Source organism: Leclercia sp. 119287 (assembly GCF_009734485.1).
Taxonomy (GTDB): Bacteria; Pseudomonadota; Gammaproteobacteria; order Enterobacterales; family Enterobacteriaceae; genus Enterobacter; species Enterobacter adecarboxylatus_C.
The window spans coordinates 3,470,644-3,487,568 of the sequence record NZ_CP046445.1; the positions used below are offsets into that span (position 1 = coordinate 3,470,644).

16 protein-coding genes are annotated in these 16,925 nt (G+C 58.2%); 4 read left to right on the forward strand and 12 right to left on the reverse strand.

What is annotated here, in order from left to right; genetic code table 11:
- Positions 1-4: 4 nt before the first annotated feature.
- The 9 genes from cysM to GNG27_RS16750 form a co-directional block, all read right to left on the reverse strand.
- Complete coding sequence (gene cysM / locus GNG27_RS16710; protein ID WP_142486639.1) at positions 5-916, reverse strand: cysteine synthase CysM; 912 nt, start codon at positions 914-916, stop codon at positions 5-7.
- Positions 917-1,030: 114 nt separating this feature from the next.
- Positions 1,031-2,125, reverse strand: coding sequence for a sulfate/thiosulfate ABC transporter ATP-binding protein CysA (gene cysA, locus GNG27_RS16715; protein WP_142486640.1), 1,095 nt, complete (start codon positions 2,123-2,125; stop codon positions 1,031-1,033).
- The gene (cysW, locus tag GNG27_RS16720; RefSeq protein WP_142486641.1) at positions 2,115-2,990 is read right to left on the reverse strand and encodes a sulfate/thiosulfate ABC transporter permease CysW; all 876 of its coding nucleotides are present in this window, start codon (positions 2,988-2,990) and stop codon (positions 2,115-2,117) included. Before cysW ends, cysA begins: the two co-directional genes overlap by 11 nt.
- Positions 2,990-3,823 (reverse strand): sulfate/thiosulfate ABC transporter permease CysT, encoded by an 834-nt coding sequence (cysT, locus tag GNG27_RS16725; RefSeq protein ID WP_142486642.1) that lies wholly within the window; start codon positions 3,821-3,823, stop codon positions 2,990-2,992. The genes cysW and cysT overlap by 1 nt, the downstream gene beginning before the upstream one ends.
- Complete coding sequence (locus GNG27_RS16730; RefSeq protein WP_142486643.1) at positions 3,823-4,839, reverse strand: sulfate ABC transporter substrate-binding protein; 1,017 nt, start codon at positions 4,837-4,839, stop codon at positions 3,823-3,825. The genes cysT and GNG27_RS16730 overlap by 1 nt, the downstream gene beginning before the upstream one ends.
- A gap of 161 nt (positions 4,840-5,000) precedes the next feature.
- Complete coding sequence (locus tag GNG27_RS16735) at positions 5,001-5,900, reverse strand: Dyp-type peroxidase (RefSeq protein ID WP_156264316.1); 900 nt, start codon at positions 5,898-5,900, stop codon at positions 5,001-5,003.
- Positions 5,901-5,993: 93 nt separating this feature from the next.
- A complete protein-coding gene (locus GNG27_RS16740) occupies positions 5,994-6,569 on the reverse strand; it encodes an RpoE-regulated lipoprotein (protein WP_156264317.1) in 576 nt (191 codons plus the stop codon).
- Between the two features lie 62 nt (positions 6,570-6,631).
- Positions 6,632-7,081 carry a DUF2919 domain-containing protein gene (locus GNG27_RS16745; protein WP_156264318.1) on the reverse strand — a complete coding sequence of 150 codons (450 nt, stop codon included), beginning with the start codon at positions 7,079-7,081 and terminating at the stop codon, positions 6,632-6,634.
- On the reverse strand, positions 7,068-7,493 hold the full coding sequence (locus GNG27_RS16750; RefSeq protein WP_142486647.1) for a GNAT family acetyltransferase: 426 nt from the start codon (positions 7,491-7,493) through the stop codon (positions 7,068-7,070). Before GNG27_RS16750 ends, GNG27_RS16745 begins: the two co-directional genes overlap by 14 nt.
- Before the next feature lie 212 nt (positions 7,494-7,705).
- Here GNG27_RS16750 and amiA point away from each other — a divergent pair, with 212 nt between their 5' ends.
- Positions 7,706-8,581, forward strand: a complete 876-nt coding sequence (amiA, locus tag GNG27_RS16755) for an N-acetylmuramoyl-L-alanine amidase AmiA (RefSeq protein ID WP_156264319.1) — start codon at positions 7,706-7,708, stop codon at positions 8,579-8,581.
- On the forward strand, positions 8,581-9,480 hold the full coding sequence (gene hemF / locus GNG27_RS16760; protein WP_156264320.1) for an oxygen-dependent coproporphyrinogen oxidase: 900 nt from the start codon (positions 8,581-8,583) through the stop codon (positions 9,478-9,480). Before amiA ends, hemF begins: the two co-directional genes overlap by 1 nt.
- Before the next feature lie 80 nt (positions 9,481-9,560).
- Here hemF and maeB read toward each other — a convergent pair whose 3' ends face one another.
- Positions 9,561-11,840, reverse strand: a complete 2,280-nt coding sequence (gene maeB, locus GNG27_RS16765) for an NADP-dependent oxaloacetate-decarboxylating malate dehydrogenase (protein WP_142486650.1) — start codon at positions 11,838-11,840, stop codon at positions 9,561-9,563.
- A gap of 290 nt (positions 11,841-12,130) precedes the next feature.
- Here maeB and tal point away from each other — a divergent pair, with 290 nt between their 5' ends.
- Both tal and tkt read left to right on the forward strand, forming a co-directional pair.
- The gene (tal, locus tag GNG27_RS16770; protein ID WP_156264321.1) at positions 12,131-13,081 is read left to right on the forward strand and encodes a transaldolase; all 951 of its coding nucleotides are present in this window, start codon (positions 12,131-12,133) and stop codon (positions 13,079-13,081) included.
- A 19-nt stretch (positions 13,082-13,100) separates the two neighbouring features.
- Positions 13,101-15,089, forward strand: coding sequence for a transketolase (gene tkt / locus GNG27_RS16775; protein ID WP_142486652.1), 1,989 nt, complete (start codon positions 13,101-13,103; stop codon positions 15,087-15,089).
- A 78-nt stretch (positions 15,090-15,167) separates the two neighbouring features.
- Here tkt and GNG27_RS16780 read toward each other — a convergent pair whose 3' ends face one another.
- Both GNG27_RS16780 and nudK read right to left on the reverse strand, forming a co-directional pair.
- On the reverse strand, positions 15,168-16,211 hold the full coding sequence (locus GNG27_RS16780) for a DUF1176 domain-containing protein (protein ID WP_156264322.1): 1,044 nt from the start codon (positions 16,209-16,211) through the stop codon (positions 15,168-15,170).
- A 124-nt stretch (positions 16,212-16,335) separates the two neighbouring features.
- The gene (gene nudK / locus GNG27_RS16785) at positions 16,336-16,911 is read right to left on the reverse strand and encodes a GDP-mannose pyrophosphatase NudK (protein WP_142490011.1); all 576 of its coding nucleotides are present in this window, start codon (positions 16,909-16,911) and stop codon (positions 16,336-16,338) included.
- Between the last annotated feature and the right edge of the window lie 14 nt (positions 16,912-16,925).

The window sequence follows — 16,925 nt, forward strand, 5'->3', positions numbered from 1 at the left end:
GCGTTTAGATCCCTGCGCCCTGCGCATAGCTCTCCTCACCAAAGACGCCGGTAGACAGATAGCGATCGCCGCGATCGCAAATAATCGCCACCACCACCGCCCCCGGCGTTGCCGCGGCTACCCGCAGAGCGCCGGCTACCGCGCCGCCAGAACTGACGCCGCAGAAAACCCCTTCGCGCACGGCCAGTTCACGCATGGTATTTTCCGCCTCGCGCTGATGAATATCCAGCACCTGATCCACAAGCGAGGCATTAAAAATGCCCGGCATGTACTCCGCAGGCCAGCGGCGAATACCCGGAATGCTGCTGCCCTCTTCGGGCTGCAAACCAACAATGGTAACCGCCTTTTCCTGCTCGCGCAGAAAGCGGGAGACGCCGGTGATGGTGCCGGTGGTGCCCATACTGGAGACGAAATGGGTGATGCGGCCCCCGGTCTGCTGCCAGATTTCCGGGCCGGTGGTGGTGTAGTGCGCATAAGGATTATCGGGGTTGTTGAACTGATCCAGCAGCCTGCCTTCGCCCCGGTTCGCCATCTCGAGGGCCAGATCGCGGGCCCCCTCCATCCCCTGCTCTTTACTGACCAGAATTAACTCGGCGCCATAGGCCAGCATTGCGGCACGGCGCTCCTGGCTCATGTTATCCGGCATCAGCAGCTTCATGCGATAGCCTTTGAGAGCAGCAATCATCGCCAGCGCAATGCCGGTATTACCGCTGGTCGCCTCGATCAGCACATCGCCGGGTTTGATTTCGCCGCGCTTTTCCGCCTGAACGATCATCGACAGCGCGGCGCGGTCTTTGACCGATCCCGCCGGATTATTGCCTTCCAGTTTGATCCAGATTTCGCTGCCGTTGTCCGGTCCCATGCGCTGCAGTTTGATCAGAGGGGTGTTGCCGATGGTTTGTTCTAATGTATTCATGATCGCTGTCCAATAAAAAGCCCGGTGGCGCTTACGCTTACCGGGCCTACAGAGAGCATATGGTAGGCCCGGTAAGCGCAGCGCCACCCGGCAAAACTACGTGGGCTTAACCTATCAGGCAGATTCCGCCAGAGCAAGATCTCCACGCGTCTCGATACGATCCTTATCGTGATAAATGCGCGCATGTTGCAGCCCGACAAACAAACGTTCGCCGCGGTATGGCGGCTCCTCGTCGCGCATGACCACCGTCAACGGTTCGTTGTACCAGCCCAGCGGCTGCACGACCAGCTGGGTGTAGTGGCCTTTTGGACTGGCTTCCAGCACCTGTACCGGCAGCGGGGAATCCAGACTGGTGCGACGGCTGACGTCCACTTCCCACGGGCGCAGGAAGAGATCCACCGGCCCCTGATAGCCAGGCGTGTAACCCAGCGGCCAGCGATGGGCGCCAACGTGGAACTGACCGCCGCGAATATGGCCGTGCAGACGGTTCACTTCGCCCATAAACTCCAGCACAAAGCGGGTAGCCGGTTCGCGCCAGAGGTGCTCTGGCTCATCAACCTGCTCGATATTCCCCTGGCTCATCACCACTACCCGGTCGGCCACTTCCATCGCTTCTTCCTGATCGTGGGTGACGAAGACGCTGGTGAATTTCAGCTCTTCATGCAGCTGACGCAGCCAGCGACGCAGCTCTTTACGCACCTGCGCATCCAGCGCGCCGAAGGGTTCATCCAGCAGCAGGATCTGCGGCTCAACCGCTAGGGCACGGGCCAGCGCCACGCGCTGTTTCTGTCCACCGGAGAGCTGGGCCGGATAACGGTCCGCCAGGTGTGCCAACTGCACCATCTCCAACAGTTTGGTCACTTTCGCTTTGATGGTGGCGGCGTTCGGACGTTCACGACGCGGCAGTACCGTCAGCCCGAAGGCGATGTTGTCGAACACCGTCATATGGCGGAACAGGGCGTAATGCTGGAACACGAAGCCCACCTTACGATCGCGCGCATGCAGGCGGCTGACGTCGGTACCGTGGAAGCGAATATGCCCGCTGGTCTGATGCTCCAGACCGGCAATAATACGCAGTAGCGTGGTTTTACCGGAGCCAGACGGCCCCAACAGCGCCACCATTTGTCCGGAAGGGATATCCAGCGAGATATCGTTCAGCACCTGGGTGCGACCAAAGGACTTCTTAATATTGGCAATCTCAATGCTCATGATTTCCCTCCTGATGCTGGCGTTTGGCCTGATTCTCTAAACGCCACTGCACCATACTCTTTAAAAACAGGGTCAAAATAGCCATCAGCGTCAGCAGGGCTGCGGCGGTAAAGGAACCGACGGTGTTATAGTCCTGCTCCAGCAATTCAATTTGTAACGGCAGCGACAGGGTTTCGCCGCGGATCGAGCCGGAAACCACCGACACCGCGCCAAACTCACCAATCGCGCGGGCGTTGGTCAGCACCACGCCATACAGCAGCGCCCAGCGGATGTTGGGCAGCGTCACGCGACGGAACATCTGCCAGCCGGATGCGCCCAGCAGTACCGCCGCTTCGTCTTCATGGCTGCCCTGGCTAAGCATCACCGGCACCAGCTCGCGCACCACAAACGGACAGGTCACAAACACCGTCACCAGCACCATGCCCGGCCAGGCGAACATGATCTGTAAGTTATGTTCATCCAGCCAGCCGCCCAGCGGGCCGTTGGAGCCGTAGAACAGCAGATAGACCAGACCGGCCACCACCGGCGACACCGCAAACGGAATATCCAGCAGGGTCAGCAGCAGCTGGCGGCCCGGGAAGTTAAAGCGCGTCACCAGCCAGGCCAGCAAAACGCCGAAAACCAGGTTCACCGGCACGGTAATCAGGGCAATCATTACCGTCAGCCAGATGGCATGCAGCATGTCCGGATCGGCCAGATTTTGCAGCGCGGGCATGATCCCTTTGCTGAACGCCTGGACAAAGATGTACACCATAGGCACAACGAGAATAAAGGCGGACACCAGCACGCCCGTCCCTATCAGGAACCATTTCCCCCAGTTAATACGGGGCGCGTCGTAGCGCTTCAATTCAGTAACTTCCGCCATCAGTGACCTACCACGCGTCGACCAAAGCGACTTTGCAGAGTGTTAATTGAGAACAGCAGCAGCAGCGAGGCCGCCAGGATCACCGAGGCAATCGCGCTTGCCGCCGGGTAATCAAACTCCTGCAACCGGATAAAAATCATCAACGAGGTGACTTCCGTTTTCCACGCGATATTACCGGCGATAAAAATTACCGCGCCAAATTCACCGAGGCTGCGGGTAAACGACAGCGCTACGCCCGCCAGCAGCGCGGGAGATAGCTCCGGCATGACCACTTTGCAGAAGCTCTGCCAGCGCGTCGCGCCGAGGGTTTCTGCCGCCTCTTCGTATTCCGGACCCAACTCCTCCAGCACCGGCTGCACGGTACGCACCACAAACGGGATGCTGGTAAAGGCCATCGCCACCGCAATGCCAAGCCAGGTATAGGTCACTTTGATATCAAACTTCGCCAGCCACTCGCCGTAAAGCCCGTTCACCGAGAACAGCGAGGCCAGGGTTAAACCGGCCACGGCGGTAGGCAGCGCAAACGGCAGATCCATCAGCGCATCCAGCAGCGTGCGGCCCGGGAAGCGGTAGCGGGTTAAGATCCACGCCATCAGCAAGCCGAACACGCCGTTGAAGATGGAGGCGACAAACGCCGACAGCAGCGTCACCTTATAGGCCGCCACCACCTGCGGGTTGCTGATCACCTCCCAGTACTGGGACCAGCTCATCTCAGAGAGCTGGACCACCAGCGCACTGAGCGGTAACAACAAAATCAGACAGACGAACAGCAGGCTGGTCCCGAGGCTTAAGGTAAAGCCCGGCAGCACACGTCTGGAGGAAACTGCAAACATTACTTACGCCCCGCCGCCAACAATTTGTCCAACTCACCGCCGCTGGCGAAGTGCGTTTTCATCACCTCAGGCCAGGAGCCAAAATGGTCTTCCACGCGGAACAGCTCGGTCTGCGGGAACTTATCTTTCAGCTTGTTCATCACGTCCGGGTTATTCACGCGATAGTAGTAATCGGTGATCACGGTCTGCGCCTGCGGGCTGTAGAGATAGTTGAGATAGGCTTTTGCCGCCTTCTCAGTGCCGTTTGCCTGCACGTTTTTATCCACCCAGGCGACCGGGAACTCCGCCAGCACGTTGGTTTTTGGGATAACCACTTCGAAGCCCTGCGCTTCATACTGTTTGCGAATGTTGTTCACTTCCGATTCAAAGCTGATCAGCACATCGCCCAGACCGCGCTCGGCGAAGGTGGTGGTCGCGCCGCGTCCGCCGGTATCAAACACTTCGACGTTTTTCAGGAACTGGGTCATGAACTGCTCGGTTTTGGCTTTATCATCACCGTCAGCTTTATCCGCAGCCCCCCAGGCGGCCAGATAGGTATAGCGGGCGTTGCCGGAGGTTTTGGGGTTCGGGAAAATCAGCTTCACGTCAGAACGCACGAGGTCGTTCCAGTCATGAATGTTCTTCGGGTTTCCCTTACGCACCAGGAAGCCCATGGTGGAGTAGAACGGCGAGCTGTTATTGGGCAGACGGCTCTGCCAGTCGGCCGGGAGCAGCTTGCCTTTGTCGTGCAGGATCTGCACGTCGGTAATCTGGTTGTAGGTCACCACATCCGCTTTCAGCCCCTGCAGGATCGCCAGCGCCTGTTTGGACGAACCGGCGTGAGACTGTTTGATGGTCAGCTTGTCGCCGTTATTATCCTTCGCCCACTGCTGTTCAAACGGCGGGTTCAGGGCGGCAAACAGCTCGCGGGAGACGTCGTAAGAGCTGTTCAGCAGCTCGGTTGCCTGCGCCTGAGCGACCAGCAACACTGAAGCTGCCAGCACCAGAGATCCTTTTTTCAGTACAGTAACGGCCATTGCGCACCCTAAGAGTTGTGATGATTTTCTTAGGGTCATCATATTTATAACGAGTACTAAAGGAGTAACGGTTTTATATACCGTTTGGTGATTTAGAAGCAGAAAAGGGAATAAGGCATTACTCCCCTCTCCCCTGTGGGGAGAGGGTCAGGCTGAGGGAATTACAGTGCAAGCAGACGCTCAACGGACGGCGCAAAGTAGTAGCCGCCGGTGACCGGCTTAGTGAAGCCCAGCATGGCGTCACGCTTGCCGTCGGTATCCCCGAACATGCTCAGCAGCTGCTGTTCGATGTTATACAGACGCGCACAGTAGGCGCAGAAGTAGAGACCGTGCGTACCGCTGGCGGTGCCGTACGGCAGGCTCTGGCGCACAATCTTCAGCCCTTTGCCGTCTTCTTTCAGATCCACACGGCTCAGGTGCGAGGTCGCCGGACGGTCATCGCCGTCGATCTCCTCGTTGGCCTCTTTGGTGCGGCCAATCATCATCTCCTGATCGTGTACGCTCATACGGTTAAGCTGTTTGAGGTTGTGCTCCCAGCGCTGGACGAACACGTAGCTGCCGCCCGCGTCCACGCCCTCTTTGATGACCGCCACGTCACGACGGACCTCATCCCCTGCCGGGTTTTCGGTGCCGTCAACGAAGCCGCTCAGATCGCGCTCTTCCACCCAGCGGAAACCGTGGATCTCTTCTTTCACTTCGACGCAATCGCCAAAGGCGGCCATCGCGGCCTGGGCAATGGAGAAGTTCACATCGTGACGCAGGGAGAGAATATGGATCAGCACGTCATACTGGGTGGCCGGGGCCAGACCTTTGCCGTAAGGGACAAAGTCTTTCAGCTCTTCGGCCCCTTCCCCACCGCTCAGCTGACGCCAGACGTTGTGGCCGAACGCCACCACCGCGCCGCAGTGGGCATCCGGGAATTTGACCTGGAAGGTGGCCAGTTTATCGATAAAAACTTTGCTGGCCGCACGCAGGGCATCAATATCCCCTTTGACATTGGCTTCGATCCAAATCGCCGCGCGGCAATGTTCTGGCAAAATGCCACTCTGAACCTGAGACATCGCTCCTCCTGAAAAAAAGATGCCACGACGTCGTGGCATTGTTGGCGGCGATTATACCCGCTTTTTCAGCGAGGCGGCTTGTCCAGGCGCAATTTACTGCTGCCAGATAATTTTGCTGATTTTCCAGTTCTTCAGCGTGTCGTCAGACGGCATCAACCCCTCCGGGCCGCTCCAGGTTCCGCTGAACTGGTAGCTGATATGCTGGCTGCCGTCGGCCTTACACTCCACCGTCACGCTGTCATCACCCGCCACGCTGACGCAGTTGCCGTAGGCTTTCTGATACAGGTCGCTGAACGGGGTCCCGATCTTCACGCCATTGTCGGTTTCGATCTCGCTGTCCAGCACCTCAATGCGCCCGACAGTGGATTTATCACCGTTAATCACCAGCGCCAGCTGGTCATCTTTCATCGCTTCAAAGTAGTGCACGATGGTACCGTTCTGCGTTTTCATGCCGCTGCGCAGACGGTAATCGCCGCCTAACGCCGATTCGATGGCGCTCTGTTCCAGCGCCGTAGCGGCAGTGAGATTCCCCACGCCCTGCTCGGTCACTTCCGTGGATGAACCGAACCAGTTCCAGGGGTAGGCCGCAGACCAGTTCATGGCGGAGAGCGTTGAACAGCCCGTCAGGACAACGGGGAGCGCGCATAACAGTAAACGCAGCGATTTCATCGGGAGATCCTTTCTGGTTAATTTGACGCTTGTTGGAGTGCAGCATCGCTAAAAAGTGCCGTTTAATCTTTTTCAGGCGTAAAACAGGCGCGGAGGCGGGGATGGGTCAGCATCCACAGCAGCGCCACGATATCGGCTACCAGCAGCGCAATGCCCGGCCCACTCACGGCCTCACCGTTGAGCCACAGCAGGGGTTGCCAGCCCAGCAGCACGCCCTGGGCGAGGATCAACAGCCAGCGCAGCGCGCGCCACAGGCGCGGCACGAGATGGCGCCGCCCGCTCAGTAAAAAGGCCAGCACCGCCGGGATCCCCGGCAGCAGCCCGAGCCAGAAGTTATCGTGGTCCGGATAAAACAGGTTCAGCAGGGTATTGCCCTGATCGCGGGAGGCCCCGGCCAGCACAAACAATACCCAGGTGCGCGCCTGAAGCAGCAGCACGCACCAGAACAGAAACGGCAGGCGAACCCGACCGTGGCTGTCATAGTCCCCGGGGTGAAAATCAATACTCTTCATCTTCTATCAGGCGTTTGCCCAGCGTCAGCACGTCGGCATGTTCATAGTTGAGACGCTCGTACATACCCAGCACCACGTCATTATCTTCACGCACCATGATCTGAATCTTCGGACAGCCCCGGGCGATCAGTTTCTTTTCCAGACGATTGAGCAGCGCGTTGGCAATGCCACGCCCGCGAAACTCCGGGTGAACACCCAGGTAGTACGCCGAACCACGATGCCCGTCGTAGCCGCCCATCACCGTGCCCACTACTTCGCCATTCACTTCCGCGACCAGAAACAGACTGACGTCATGGTTGAGCTTGCGCTCGATGTCCATCTCCGGATCGTTCCACGGTCGCAGTAGATCGCAGCGCTCCCAAAGGGTGATCACCTCTTCGAAGTCTGCCTGGCGAAAAACGCGTATCTCCATGGTATTAACCGCCTTTTTGGGTTTAAAAACAGTGATTATGACGCGAACGCCCTCTTTCGCCAATATCCAGCGAAAAAGGTCAGGAAATTTGGCATAATGGCACTTTGTCACGTATTGAAATGAAAAGTAAAACAATTCGCCACATGGACTGTCGTAACGGAAAAGACGATACGATATAACACCAGGACCCCAATTTTTACAATTCAGGCCGCATGAGCACATTCAAACCATTAAAAGCACTCACATCGCGTCGTCAGGTTCTCAAAGCGGGGCTGGCGGCCTTAACGTTAACGGGCATTGCAAAGCAGGCTCAGGCAAAAGACGAAAGCACCCTTAAAACCAGTAACGGACACAGCAAGCCGAAAACTAAAAAGCCCGGTGCGAAGCGTCTGGTGATGCTCGATCCGGGCCATGGCGGCATCGATACCGGCGCCATAGGCCGTAACGGCTCTAAAGAAAAACATGTCGTGCTGGCGATTGCAAAAAACGTCCGGGCGATTTTACGCAGCAACGGCATTGACGCCCGCCTGACCCGCTCCGGCGACACCTTTATTCCGCTGTACGACCGGGTGGAGATTGCCCACCAGCACGGCGCCGATCTGTTTATGTCGATCCACGCTGACGGCTTTACTAACCCCTCGGCGGCGGGTGCTTCGGTATTTGCCCTTTCCAATCGTGGCGCCAGTAGCGCCATGGCAAAATACCTCTCCGACCGTGAAAACCGTGCGGATGAAGTGGCCGGAAAGAAGACCACCGACAAAGATCATCTGCTCCAGCAGGTGCTGTTTGACCTGGTGCAAACCGACACCATCAAGAATAGCCTGACCCTCGGCTCGCATATTCTGAAGAAGATTAAGCCGGTGCACCGTCTGCACAGCAAGGGTACCGAGCAGGCGGCGTTTGTGGTGCTGAAATCCCCGTCGATTCCCTCTGTGCTGGTGGAAACCTCCTTTATCACCAACCCGGAAGAAGAGCGATTGCTGGGCACCAGGGCGTTTCGCCAGAAGATCGCCAACGCCATCGCCTCCGGGATCATCAGTTACTTCAGCTGGTTCGATAACCAGAAAGCGCACTCCAGGAAACGTTAATGAAACCCAATGCACAGCTGGTCAAAACCTTTCTGCTGCAGTTGCAGGATGAAATTTGCCAGAAACTGAGCGCCGTCGACGGCGGTGAATTTCAGCAGGATGAGTGGCAGCGCGAAGCCGGCGGCGGCGGGCGCAGCCGCGTGCTGCGTAACGGCGGCGTGTTCGAGCAGGCCGGGGTTAACTTTTCCCACGTTCACGGCGATGCCATGCCCGCTTCGGCCACCGCGCACCGCCCGGAGCTGGCGGGCCGCAGCTTCGAAGCGATGGGGGTCTCGCTGGTGGTGCATCCGCATAACCCCTACGTGCCCACCAGCCATGCCAACGTGCGCTTTTTTATCGCCGAAAAACCGGGTGCCGATCCGGTGTGGTGGTTTGGCGGCGGCTTCGACTTAACGCCTTTCTACGGGTTTGAGGAAGACGCAATCCACTGGCACCAGACCGCGCATGACCTGTGCCAGTCCTTTGGTGAGGACGTCTACCCGAAATACAAGAAATGGTGCGATGAGTACTTTTATCTGAAGCACCGTGACGAGCAGCGCGGCATTGGCGGGCTGTTCTTTGACGATCTGAACACCCCGGATTTTGATACCGCCTTTAGCTTTATGCAGGCGGTGGGCAACGGCTATACCGACGCTTATTTACCCATTGTCGAGCGGCGTAAAAGCCACGATTACGGCGTGCGCGAGCGCGAGTTCCAGCTCTATCGTCGGGGGCGTTACGTGGAGTTCAATCTGGTATGGGACCGCGGCACGCTGTTCGGCCTGCAGACCGGCGGGCGCACGGAGTCGATTCTGATGTCGATGCCGCCGCTGGTGCGCTGGGAGTATAACTTTGATCCGAAAGAAGGCAGCCGCGAGGCTGCCCTGAAGGAGTTTATTAAGGTTCGGAACTGGATTTGATTGCCGGGCGGCGCATTCACTTGCCCGGCCTACAAAACCTGTAGGTCGGGTAAGCGAAAGCGCCACCCGACACATCCCCATTACAGCGGCTGCGTCTGCGCTTCTACCACCGCCAGCGCCACCATGTTCACAATACGACGCACGGACGCAATCGGGGTTAACACATGCACCGGTTTCGCCACGCCCATCAGTACCGGCCCAACGGTCACCCCTTCCGAACTGGAGACGCGCAGCAGGTTATAGCTGATACGCGCCGCTTCGACGTTCGGCATGATCAGCACGTTGGCAGAGCCTTTCAGCGGGCTGTCCGGCATCCGCTCGTTACGAATGCTCTCCACCAGCGCGGCGTCGCCGTGCATCTCTCCGTCGATCATCAGCTCCGGCGCGCGCGCGCGCACCAGCTCCAGGGTCTGGCGCATTTTGCACGCGGCCGCCGATTTGGAGGAGCCAAAGTTGGAGTGCGACAGTAGCGCCACCTTCGGTTCGATACCGAAGCGACGCACCGTTTCCGCTGCCATCACCGTGATCTCCGCCAGCTGCTCCGGGGTAGGATCATCGTTGACGTAGGTATCGGCAATAAAGGTGTTGCCGCTTGGCAGCAGCAGGGCATTCATCGCCCCGGCGGTATGTACCCCCTCGCGATAGCCGAAGATCTCCTGCACCACGCTGAAGTGCTCGTGATAGTCTCCAATGGTGCCGCAGATTAGCGCGTCGGCTTCACCGCGGTGAACCATGATCGCCCCGATCACCGTGGTGTTGCCGATCACCGCCCGCTGGGCCTGCTCCTGGGTGATCCCCCGGCGCTTCATGATGGCGTAGTATTCGTTCCAGTACTCCTTAAAGCGCGGATCGGACTCATTGTTGACGATCTCGAAGTCCACGCCCGGCTTAATTTGCAGCCCCAGCTTCTGGATACGCATCTCGATCACGCTCGGACGACCAATCAGGATCGGCTTCGCCAGCCCCAGGCTCACCAGCTCCTGAGTGGCGTGCAGGACGCGCGCCTCCTCCCCTTCTGCCATCACCACACGTTTGGCGTCCGTGCGCGCCTGGGAGAAGATCGGCTTCATGAACAGGTTGGTTTTATAGACAAACTCGGTCAGCTTATCGACATAGGCATCGAAGTCGGTGATAGGCCGCGTCGCCACGCCGGAGTCCATCGCCGCTTTGGCGACCGCCGGGGCGATTTTGACAATCAGACGCGGATCGAACGGTTTCGGAATAATGTAGTCCGGGCCGAAGCTCAGATCCTGATCGCCATAGGCGGAAGCCACCACTTCGCTCTGCTCCGCATGGGCCAGCTCGGCAATGGCGTGAACCGCCGCCAGCTTCATCTCTTCGTTAATGGCTGTCGCGCCGACGTCCAGCGCTCCGCGGAAAATGAACGGGAAGCAGAGGACGTTGTTCACCTGGTTCGGGTAATCGGAACGGCCGGTACAGATGATCGCATCCGGGCGGACCGCTTTTGCCAGCGGCGGCAGGATCTCAGGCTCCGGGTTCGCCAGGGCGAGGATCAGCGGCGCGCGCGCCATCTTCATCACCATCTCTTCGTTCAGCACTTTCGGGCCCGAACAGCCGAGGAAGATATCCGCGCCGTCCATCACATCCGCCAGGCTGCGCTTGCCGTCGTCGTCCACGGCGTAGGCAGCTTTGGTCTCCGCCATATTGGCTTCGCGGCCTTTATAAATCACCCCTTTGGAGTCGCAGACCACGATGTTGTGCTTTTGCATCCCCAGCGCCACCAGCAGGTTCATACAGGCGATGGCTGCCGCGCCCGCGCCGGAGACCACCATCCGCACGTCAGAAAGGTTCTTCTCCACCACCCGCAGGCCGTTCAGAATAGCGGCGGTGCTGATGATCGCCGTTCCGTGCTGGTCATCGTGGAACACGGGAATGTTCATTCGCTCGCGCAGCTTCTGCTCGATATAAAAACATTCCGGCGCTTTAATGTCTTCGAGGTTGATGCCGCCAAAGGTCGGCTCCAGCGCGGCCACCACGTTGATGAATTTGTCCGGGTCCAGCTCATCCACTTCAATATCAAACACGTCGATACCGGCGAATTTCTTGAACAGCACGCCCTTGCCTTCCATTACCGGTTTACCGGCCAGCGCCCCGATATTGCCCAGCCCCAGCACCGCAGTGCCGTTGGAGATCACCGCCACCAGATTGCCGCGGGCGGTGTATTTGTAGGCCGCCAGCGGATCTTTTTCGATTTCGAGGCAGGGCGCGGCCACGCCCGGCGAATAGGCTAACGCCAGGTCGCGCTGGGTGGCGAGGGGTTTGGTCGGAGAGACCTGAATTTTGCCAGGTACGGGGAATTCATGAAAATCGAGGGCACTCTGTCTTAACTGCTCGTCCATTGTAAGGTTCCTTTCACGTATCGTTCAAAATGGGTGATGTTGTTATGGTCTGAGTTCACCCTGGATGGCGGATAGTATCGCTGCTGCCCGCCGCTCAAACTTTGAAGGCTGCCAAACTCTCACCATCAAAAAACAAAAATTGTTATCAATTTATAACAATCATGTTACCTGCCCATCAAAGCAAGACCATGTCCGTCTGCTATGCTTTTTTGTTAAGTACATCGCGAATTTCACAGAAGTGTGATCTAACACACTCCACCAACTCTTTTATTTTCAAGGAGTCATTACTTATGAACCAACTAGACGGCATCAAACAATTCACCACGGTCGTTGCTGACAGCGGTGATATCGAATCCATCCGCCACTACCAGCCACAGGATGCGACCACCAACCCATCGCTGCTGCTGAAAGCCGCCGGGCTCTCGCACTTCTCGCACCTGATTGACGACGCCATTGCGTACGGTAAAGGACGGGGGAAAACCAAAGAGCAACAGGTCGCTGAGGCCAGCGATAAGCTGGCGGTCAATATTGGTAGCGAAATTCTGAAAAGCATTCCGGGACGGGTCTCTACCGAAGTGGACGCACGCCTCTCCTTTGACCAGGAAAAAAGCATCGCCAAAGCGCGCCATCTGGTGAAGCTCTACGAGGAGCAGGATGTCGAAAAATCGCGCATTCTGATCAAGCTGGCCTCCACCTGGGAGGGGATCCGCGCCGCCGAAGTGCTGGAGAAAGAGGGAATTAACTGCAACCTGACGCTGCTGTTCTCCTTTGCTCAGGCACGCGCCTGCGCCGAAGCCGGGGTGTTCCTGGTGTCACCGTTCGTCGGGCGTATTTACGACTGGTATCAGGCCCGCCAGCCGATGGACCCCTACGTGGTAGAGGAAGATCCGGGCGTAAAATCCGTTCGCAATATCTACGACTACTATAAGCAGCACCGCTACGAAACCATCGTAATGGGCGCCAGCTTCCGCCGCACCGAGCAGATCCTTGCCCTTACCGGCTGCGACCGCCTGACCATCTCCCCTAACCTGCTGCAGGAGTTACAGGAGAAAGAGGAAGAGGTGGTCCGTCGCCTGGTGCCTTCTTCAACGGTGTTGCCAAAACCAAAACCAATGACCGAAGCCGAATTCCGCTGGGAGCATAATCAGGACGCCATGGCGGTCGATAAGCTGTCAGAAGGGATCCGTCTTTTCGCGGTCGACCAACGCAAACTCGAAGATCTGCTCGCCGCCAAACTGTAACCTTGCCATGGAGTGAACTATGTCCCGTAAAGAGTTAGCCAATGCCATTCGCGCCCTCAGCATGGATGCCGTGCAAAAAGCCAATTCCGGTCATCCAGGCGCACCAATGGGTATGGCCGATATCGCAGAAGTGTTGTGGAATGATTTCCTGAAGCACAACCCCAACGATCCGACGTGGTACGACCGCGACCGCTTTATTCTCTCTAACGGTCACGCGTCGATGCTGCTCTACAGCCTGCTGCACCTCTCCGGCTATAACCTGCCACTTGAGGAGCTGAAAAACTTCCGCCAGCTGCACTCGAAAACCCCGGGTCACCCGGAGCTGGGTTACACCCCTGGGGTGGAGACCACTACCGGCCCGCTGGGTCAGGGGCTGGCGAATGCGGTCGGGCTGGCGATTGCCGAGCGCACGCTGGCGGCGCAGTTTAACCAGCCGGGACATGAGATTGTCGATCACAATACTTATGTGTTTATGGGCGACGGCTGTCTGATGGAGGGGATCTCCCACGAGGTCTGCTCCCTGGCGGGCACGCTGGGGCTGGGCAAGCTGATTGGTTTCTACGATCACAACGGTATCTCCATCGACGGCGAGACCGAGGGCTGGTTCACTGACGACACGGCAAAACGCTTTGAAGCCTACCACTGGCATGTGGTGCATGAGATTGACGGTCACGATCCTGAGGCGCTGAAGGCGGCCATCCAGGAAGCGCAAAGCGTGACCGATAAACCGTCGCTGATTATCTGTCGCACGGTCATCGGATTTGGTTCCCCGAACAAAGCCGGTAAAGAGGAGTCGCACGGCGCGGCGCTGGGCGAAGAGGAAGTGGCCCTGACCCGCCAGAAGCTGGGCTGGAAATACCCGGCCTTTGAGATCCCGAAAGAGATCTACAAAGCCTGGGATGCCCGCGAAGAGGGCGAAAAAGCGCAGGCGGCCTGGAACGACAAATTTGCTGCCTACCAGAAAGCGCACCCGGAGCTGGCGGCCGAGTTCAGCCGTCGTATGAGCGGCGGGCTTCCCGAGAACTGGGAAGAGACCACCCAGGCGCTGATCGAAAACCTGCAGGCCAACCCGGCGAAGATCGCCACCCGTAAGGCCTCGCAGAATACCCTCAACGCCATTGGTCCGATCCTGCCGGAGCTGCTGGGCGGCTCGGCGGATCTGGCCCCGAGCAACCTGACCATATGGTCGGGCTCAACCTCGCTTAAAGAAGATATCGCCGGGAACTACATCCACTACGGGGTGCGCGAGTTCGGCATGACCGCCATTGCCAACGGCATCGCCCATCACGGCGGATTTGTGCCCTATACCGCCACCTTCCTGATGTTCGTGGAGTATGCGCGTAACGCCGCGCGTATGGCGGCGCTGATGAAGGCCCGGCAGATCATGGTCTATACCCACGACTCCATCGGGCTGGGGGAAGATGGCCCGACCCACCAGGCGGTGGAGCAGCTGGCCAGCCTGCGTCTGACGCCGAACTTTAGCACCTGGCGTCCGTGCGATCAGGTTGAAGCCGCGGTGGGCTGGAAGCTGGCGATAGAGCGCCACAACGGCCCGACGGCGTTGATCCTCTCCCGTCAGAACCTGGCGCAGATCGAGCGTACCCCGGACCAGGTAAAAAATATTGCCCGCGGGGGATACATCCTGAAAGACAGCGGCGGCAAGCCGGATATTATTCTGATTGCCACCGGATCGGAGATGGAGATCACCGTCAAGGCGGCGGAGAAGCTGACCGCGGAAGGCCACGCGGTGCGGGTGGTGTCCCTGCCTTCAACGGATATCTTTGATGCTCAGGATGAGGCGTACCGCGAGTCGGTGCTGCCGTCGGACGTTACGGCGCGCGTGGCGGTCGAAGCGGGTATTGCGGACTACTGGTACAAGTATGTCGGGCTGAAAGGGAAGATTGTCGGGATGACCGGCTATGGTGAATCAGCGCCTGCCGACAAGCTGTTCCCGTTCTTCGGCTTTACGGTTGAGAACGTGGTAGAGAAGGCGCAGGCCTTACTGTAAGTGCCTTGCCCGGCGGCGCTACGCTTGCACGGGCCTACAAAACCAAAAAACGGTAACCTTATGGTTACCGTTTTGCTTTTATCTTGTGATCCACAACGTGGGCCAGGAATCGGGTCCATGCCAGTTATCGCAGCTCGGCTCTTCCGCATAACGCACCAGACGGAAACGCTGTCCGGTAAAGCGCCAGCGCGTCTGGATCCCGCAATCGGCAATGCCGCGTCCCAGCGCGAGGGTGGTCAGCTCGCGGCTCTTCTCATCGAAGCTGGCGTTCATCAACTCCATCTCGCTGCTGTCGCTCGACGGCACAAACGGCAAGCGCAGGCGCACCGCATGGGAGGCAAACGGCTTCTTACGCGACACCAGCCAGGCCAGATCGACGGTGTTATAGGCCCCGGCCTCACAGCTGATCATCAGCAGCGCTTTGTCATCGGTTAAGGCGGTGACCCGCACTTCACGACGCGCCGGGTCGAGTGAGCACTGGCTGTTGTTAATGCGCCAGGTGCCATAGTCGGTCAGATCGCTGCGCTCTTCGCGGGTTAACGGCGTGGGGGTCGGGTTGACTACGGCAACCTCTTTCAGCGCCGGCGCGGGCGGTACGCTCAGCGGCGGTTGCGCGCCTTTGTTGATCCACGCGGTTTCACTCCCGCCACGCTTTTGCTGGGCATCGATAAACTGCAGGGCCTCTTTCAGCCCATCCAGGGAGATGACCTGCTTGCCATCCGCCAGGGTGATGGCCTTTTTCTGCTGAAGCGTGGTCAACAGAGCAGTAATAGTGGCGGCATGATCGGTGGTCAGACGCCAGGGAGTCACCTGCCAGTGCGGTGGAGCAAGCTGCAGCGGCTCGCCGTCAAGCAGCAGGCGGGGCGCGATAGCGGGCTGTTTAGGGTCGGGCGTGGCCAGCCCGCCGAGATCGATGCGCAGCACCGCATCGGTTTTTGCCCCGGCGCTGCGGCTCAGCGTCATCACCAGCCCGTTATGCTCACCGGTATTGCGCGCGATACAAAAGTTCTGGTTGTTGCAGGTCACCTGCCAGTCAGTAAACGACTGCTGTGCAGGTGCCGCCTGAACCAGAGCCGCGGGCAGCACGCTGAGCATAAAGATAAGAAAAAGGCTGTGACGCATGAATAGCAGGATCCCGGAAGCAAAGACAGACAAACAGACCGTATCTTCCTGCTCAGGCCGGGGTTACTCAATCAGATTTATCGGATAGATTTATATGAAATACATCTTATTAAGAATAATAATATCAATCCATTAACCCGGAGCTGCGCAAATACTGTAAGAGTATCACCGTTTTGCCGTCCCGTATTTCACCCGATTGAACCATCAATAACGCCTCGCTGAAGGGCAGCTCCAGGACCTCGATCTCTTCGTCCTCTATCCCGCCGCCCTTGCCTGCGCGCTGGGCGTCACTGTATTCCGCCACGAAGAAATGGACGATTTCCGTCACGCCGCCGGGGGACATGTACAGCTCAAACACCTTGCGCGCGTTACCGACGACAAAACCGGTCTCTTCGATCGCCTCTTTGCGAATGCAGACTTCCGGCTCATCGTTATCCAGCAGCCCGGCGCAGGTTTCGATCAGTCGCCCGTCGGGATTGCCGTTCACCCAGGTGGCGATGCGGAACTGGCGGATCAGCACCACGCTCTGCTTCTCAGTGTTGTAGAGCAGGACAGTAGCGCCGTTACCCCGATCGTAGACTTCACGTTTGTGGCGCACCACTTCGCCGTTACGCCGCGTCAGATCGTAGGTCAGGTTGCGCAGAATGAAATAGTTATCCGAGAGGCACTTGTCTTTAATCAGTTCAATTTTCAAGTTTATACGGGCTCCGTTAC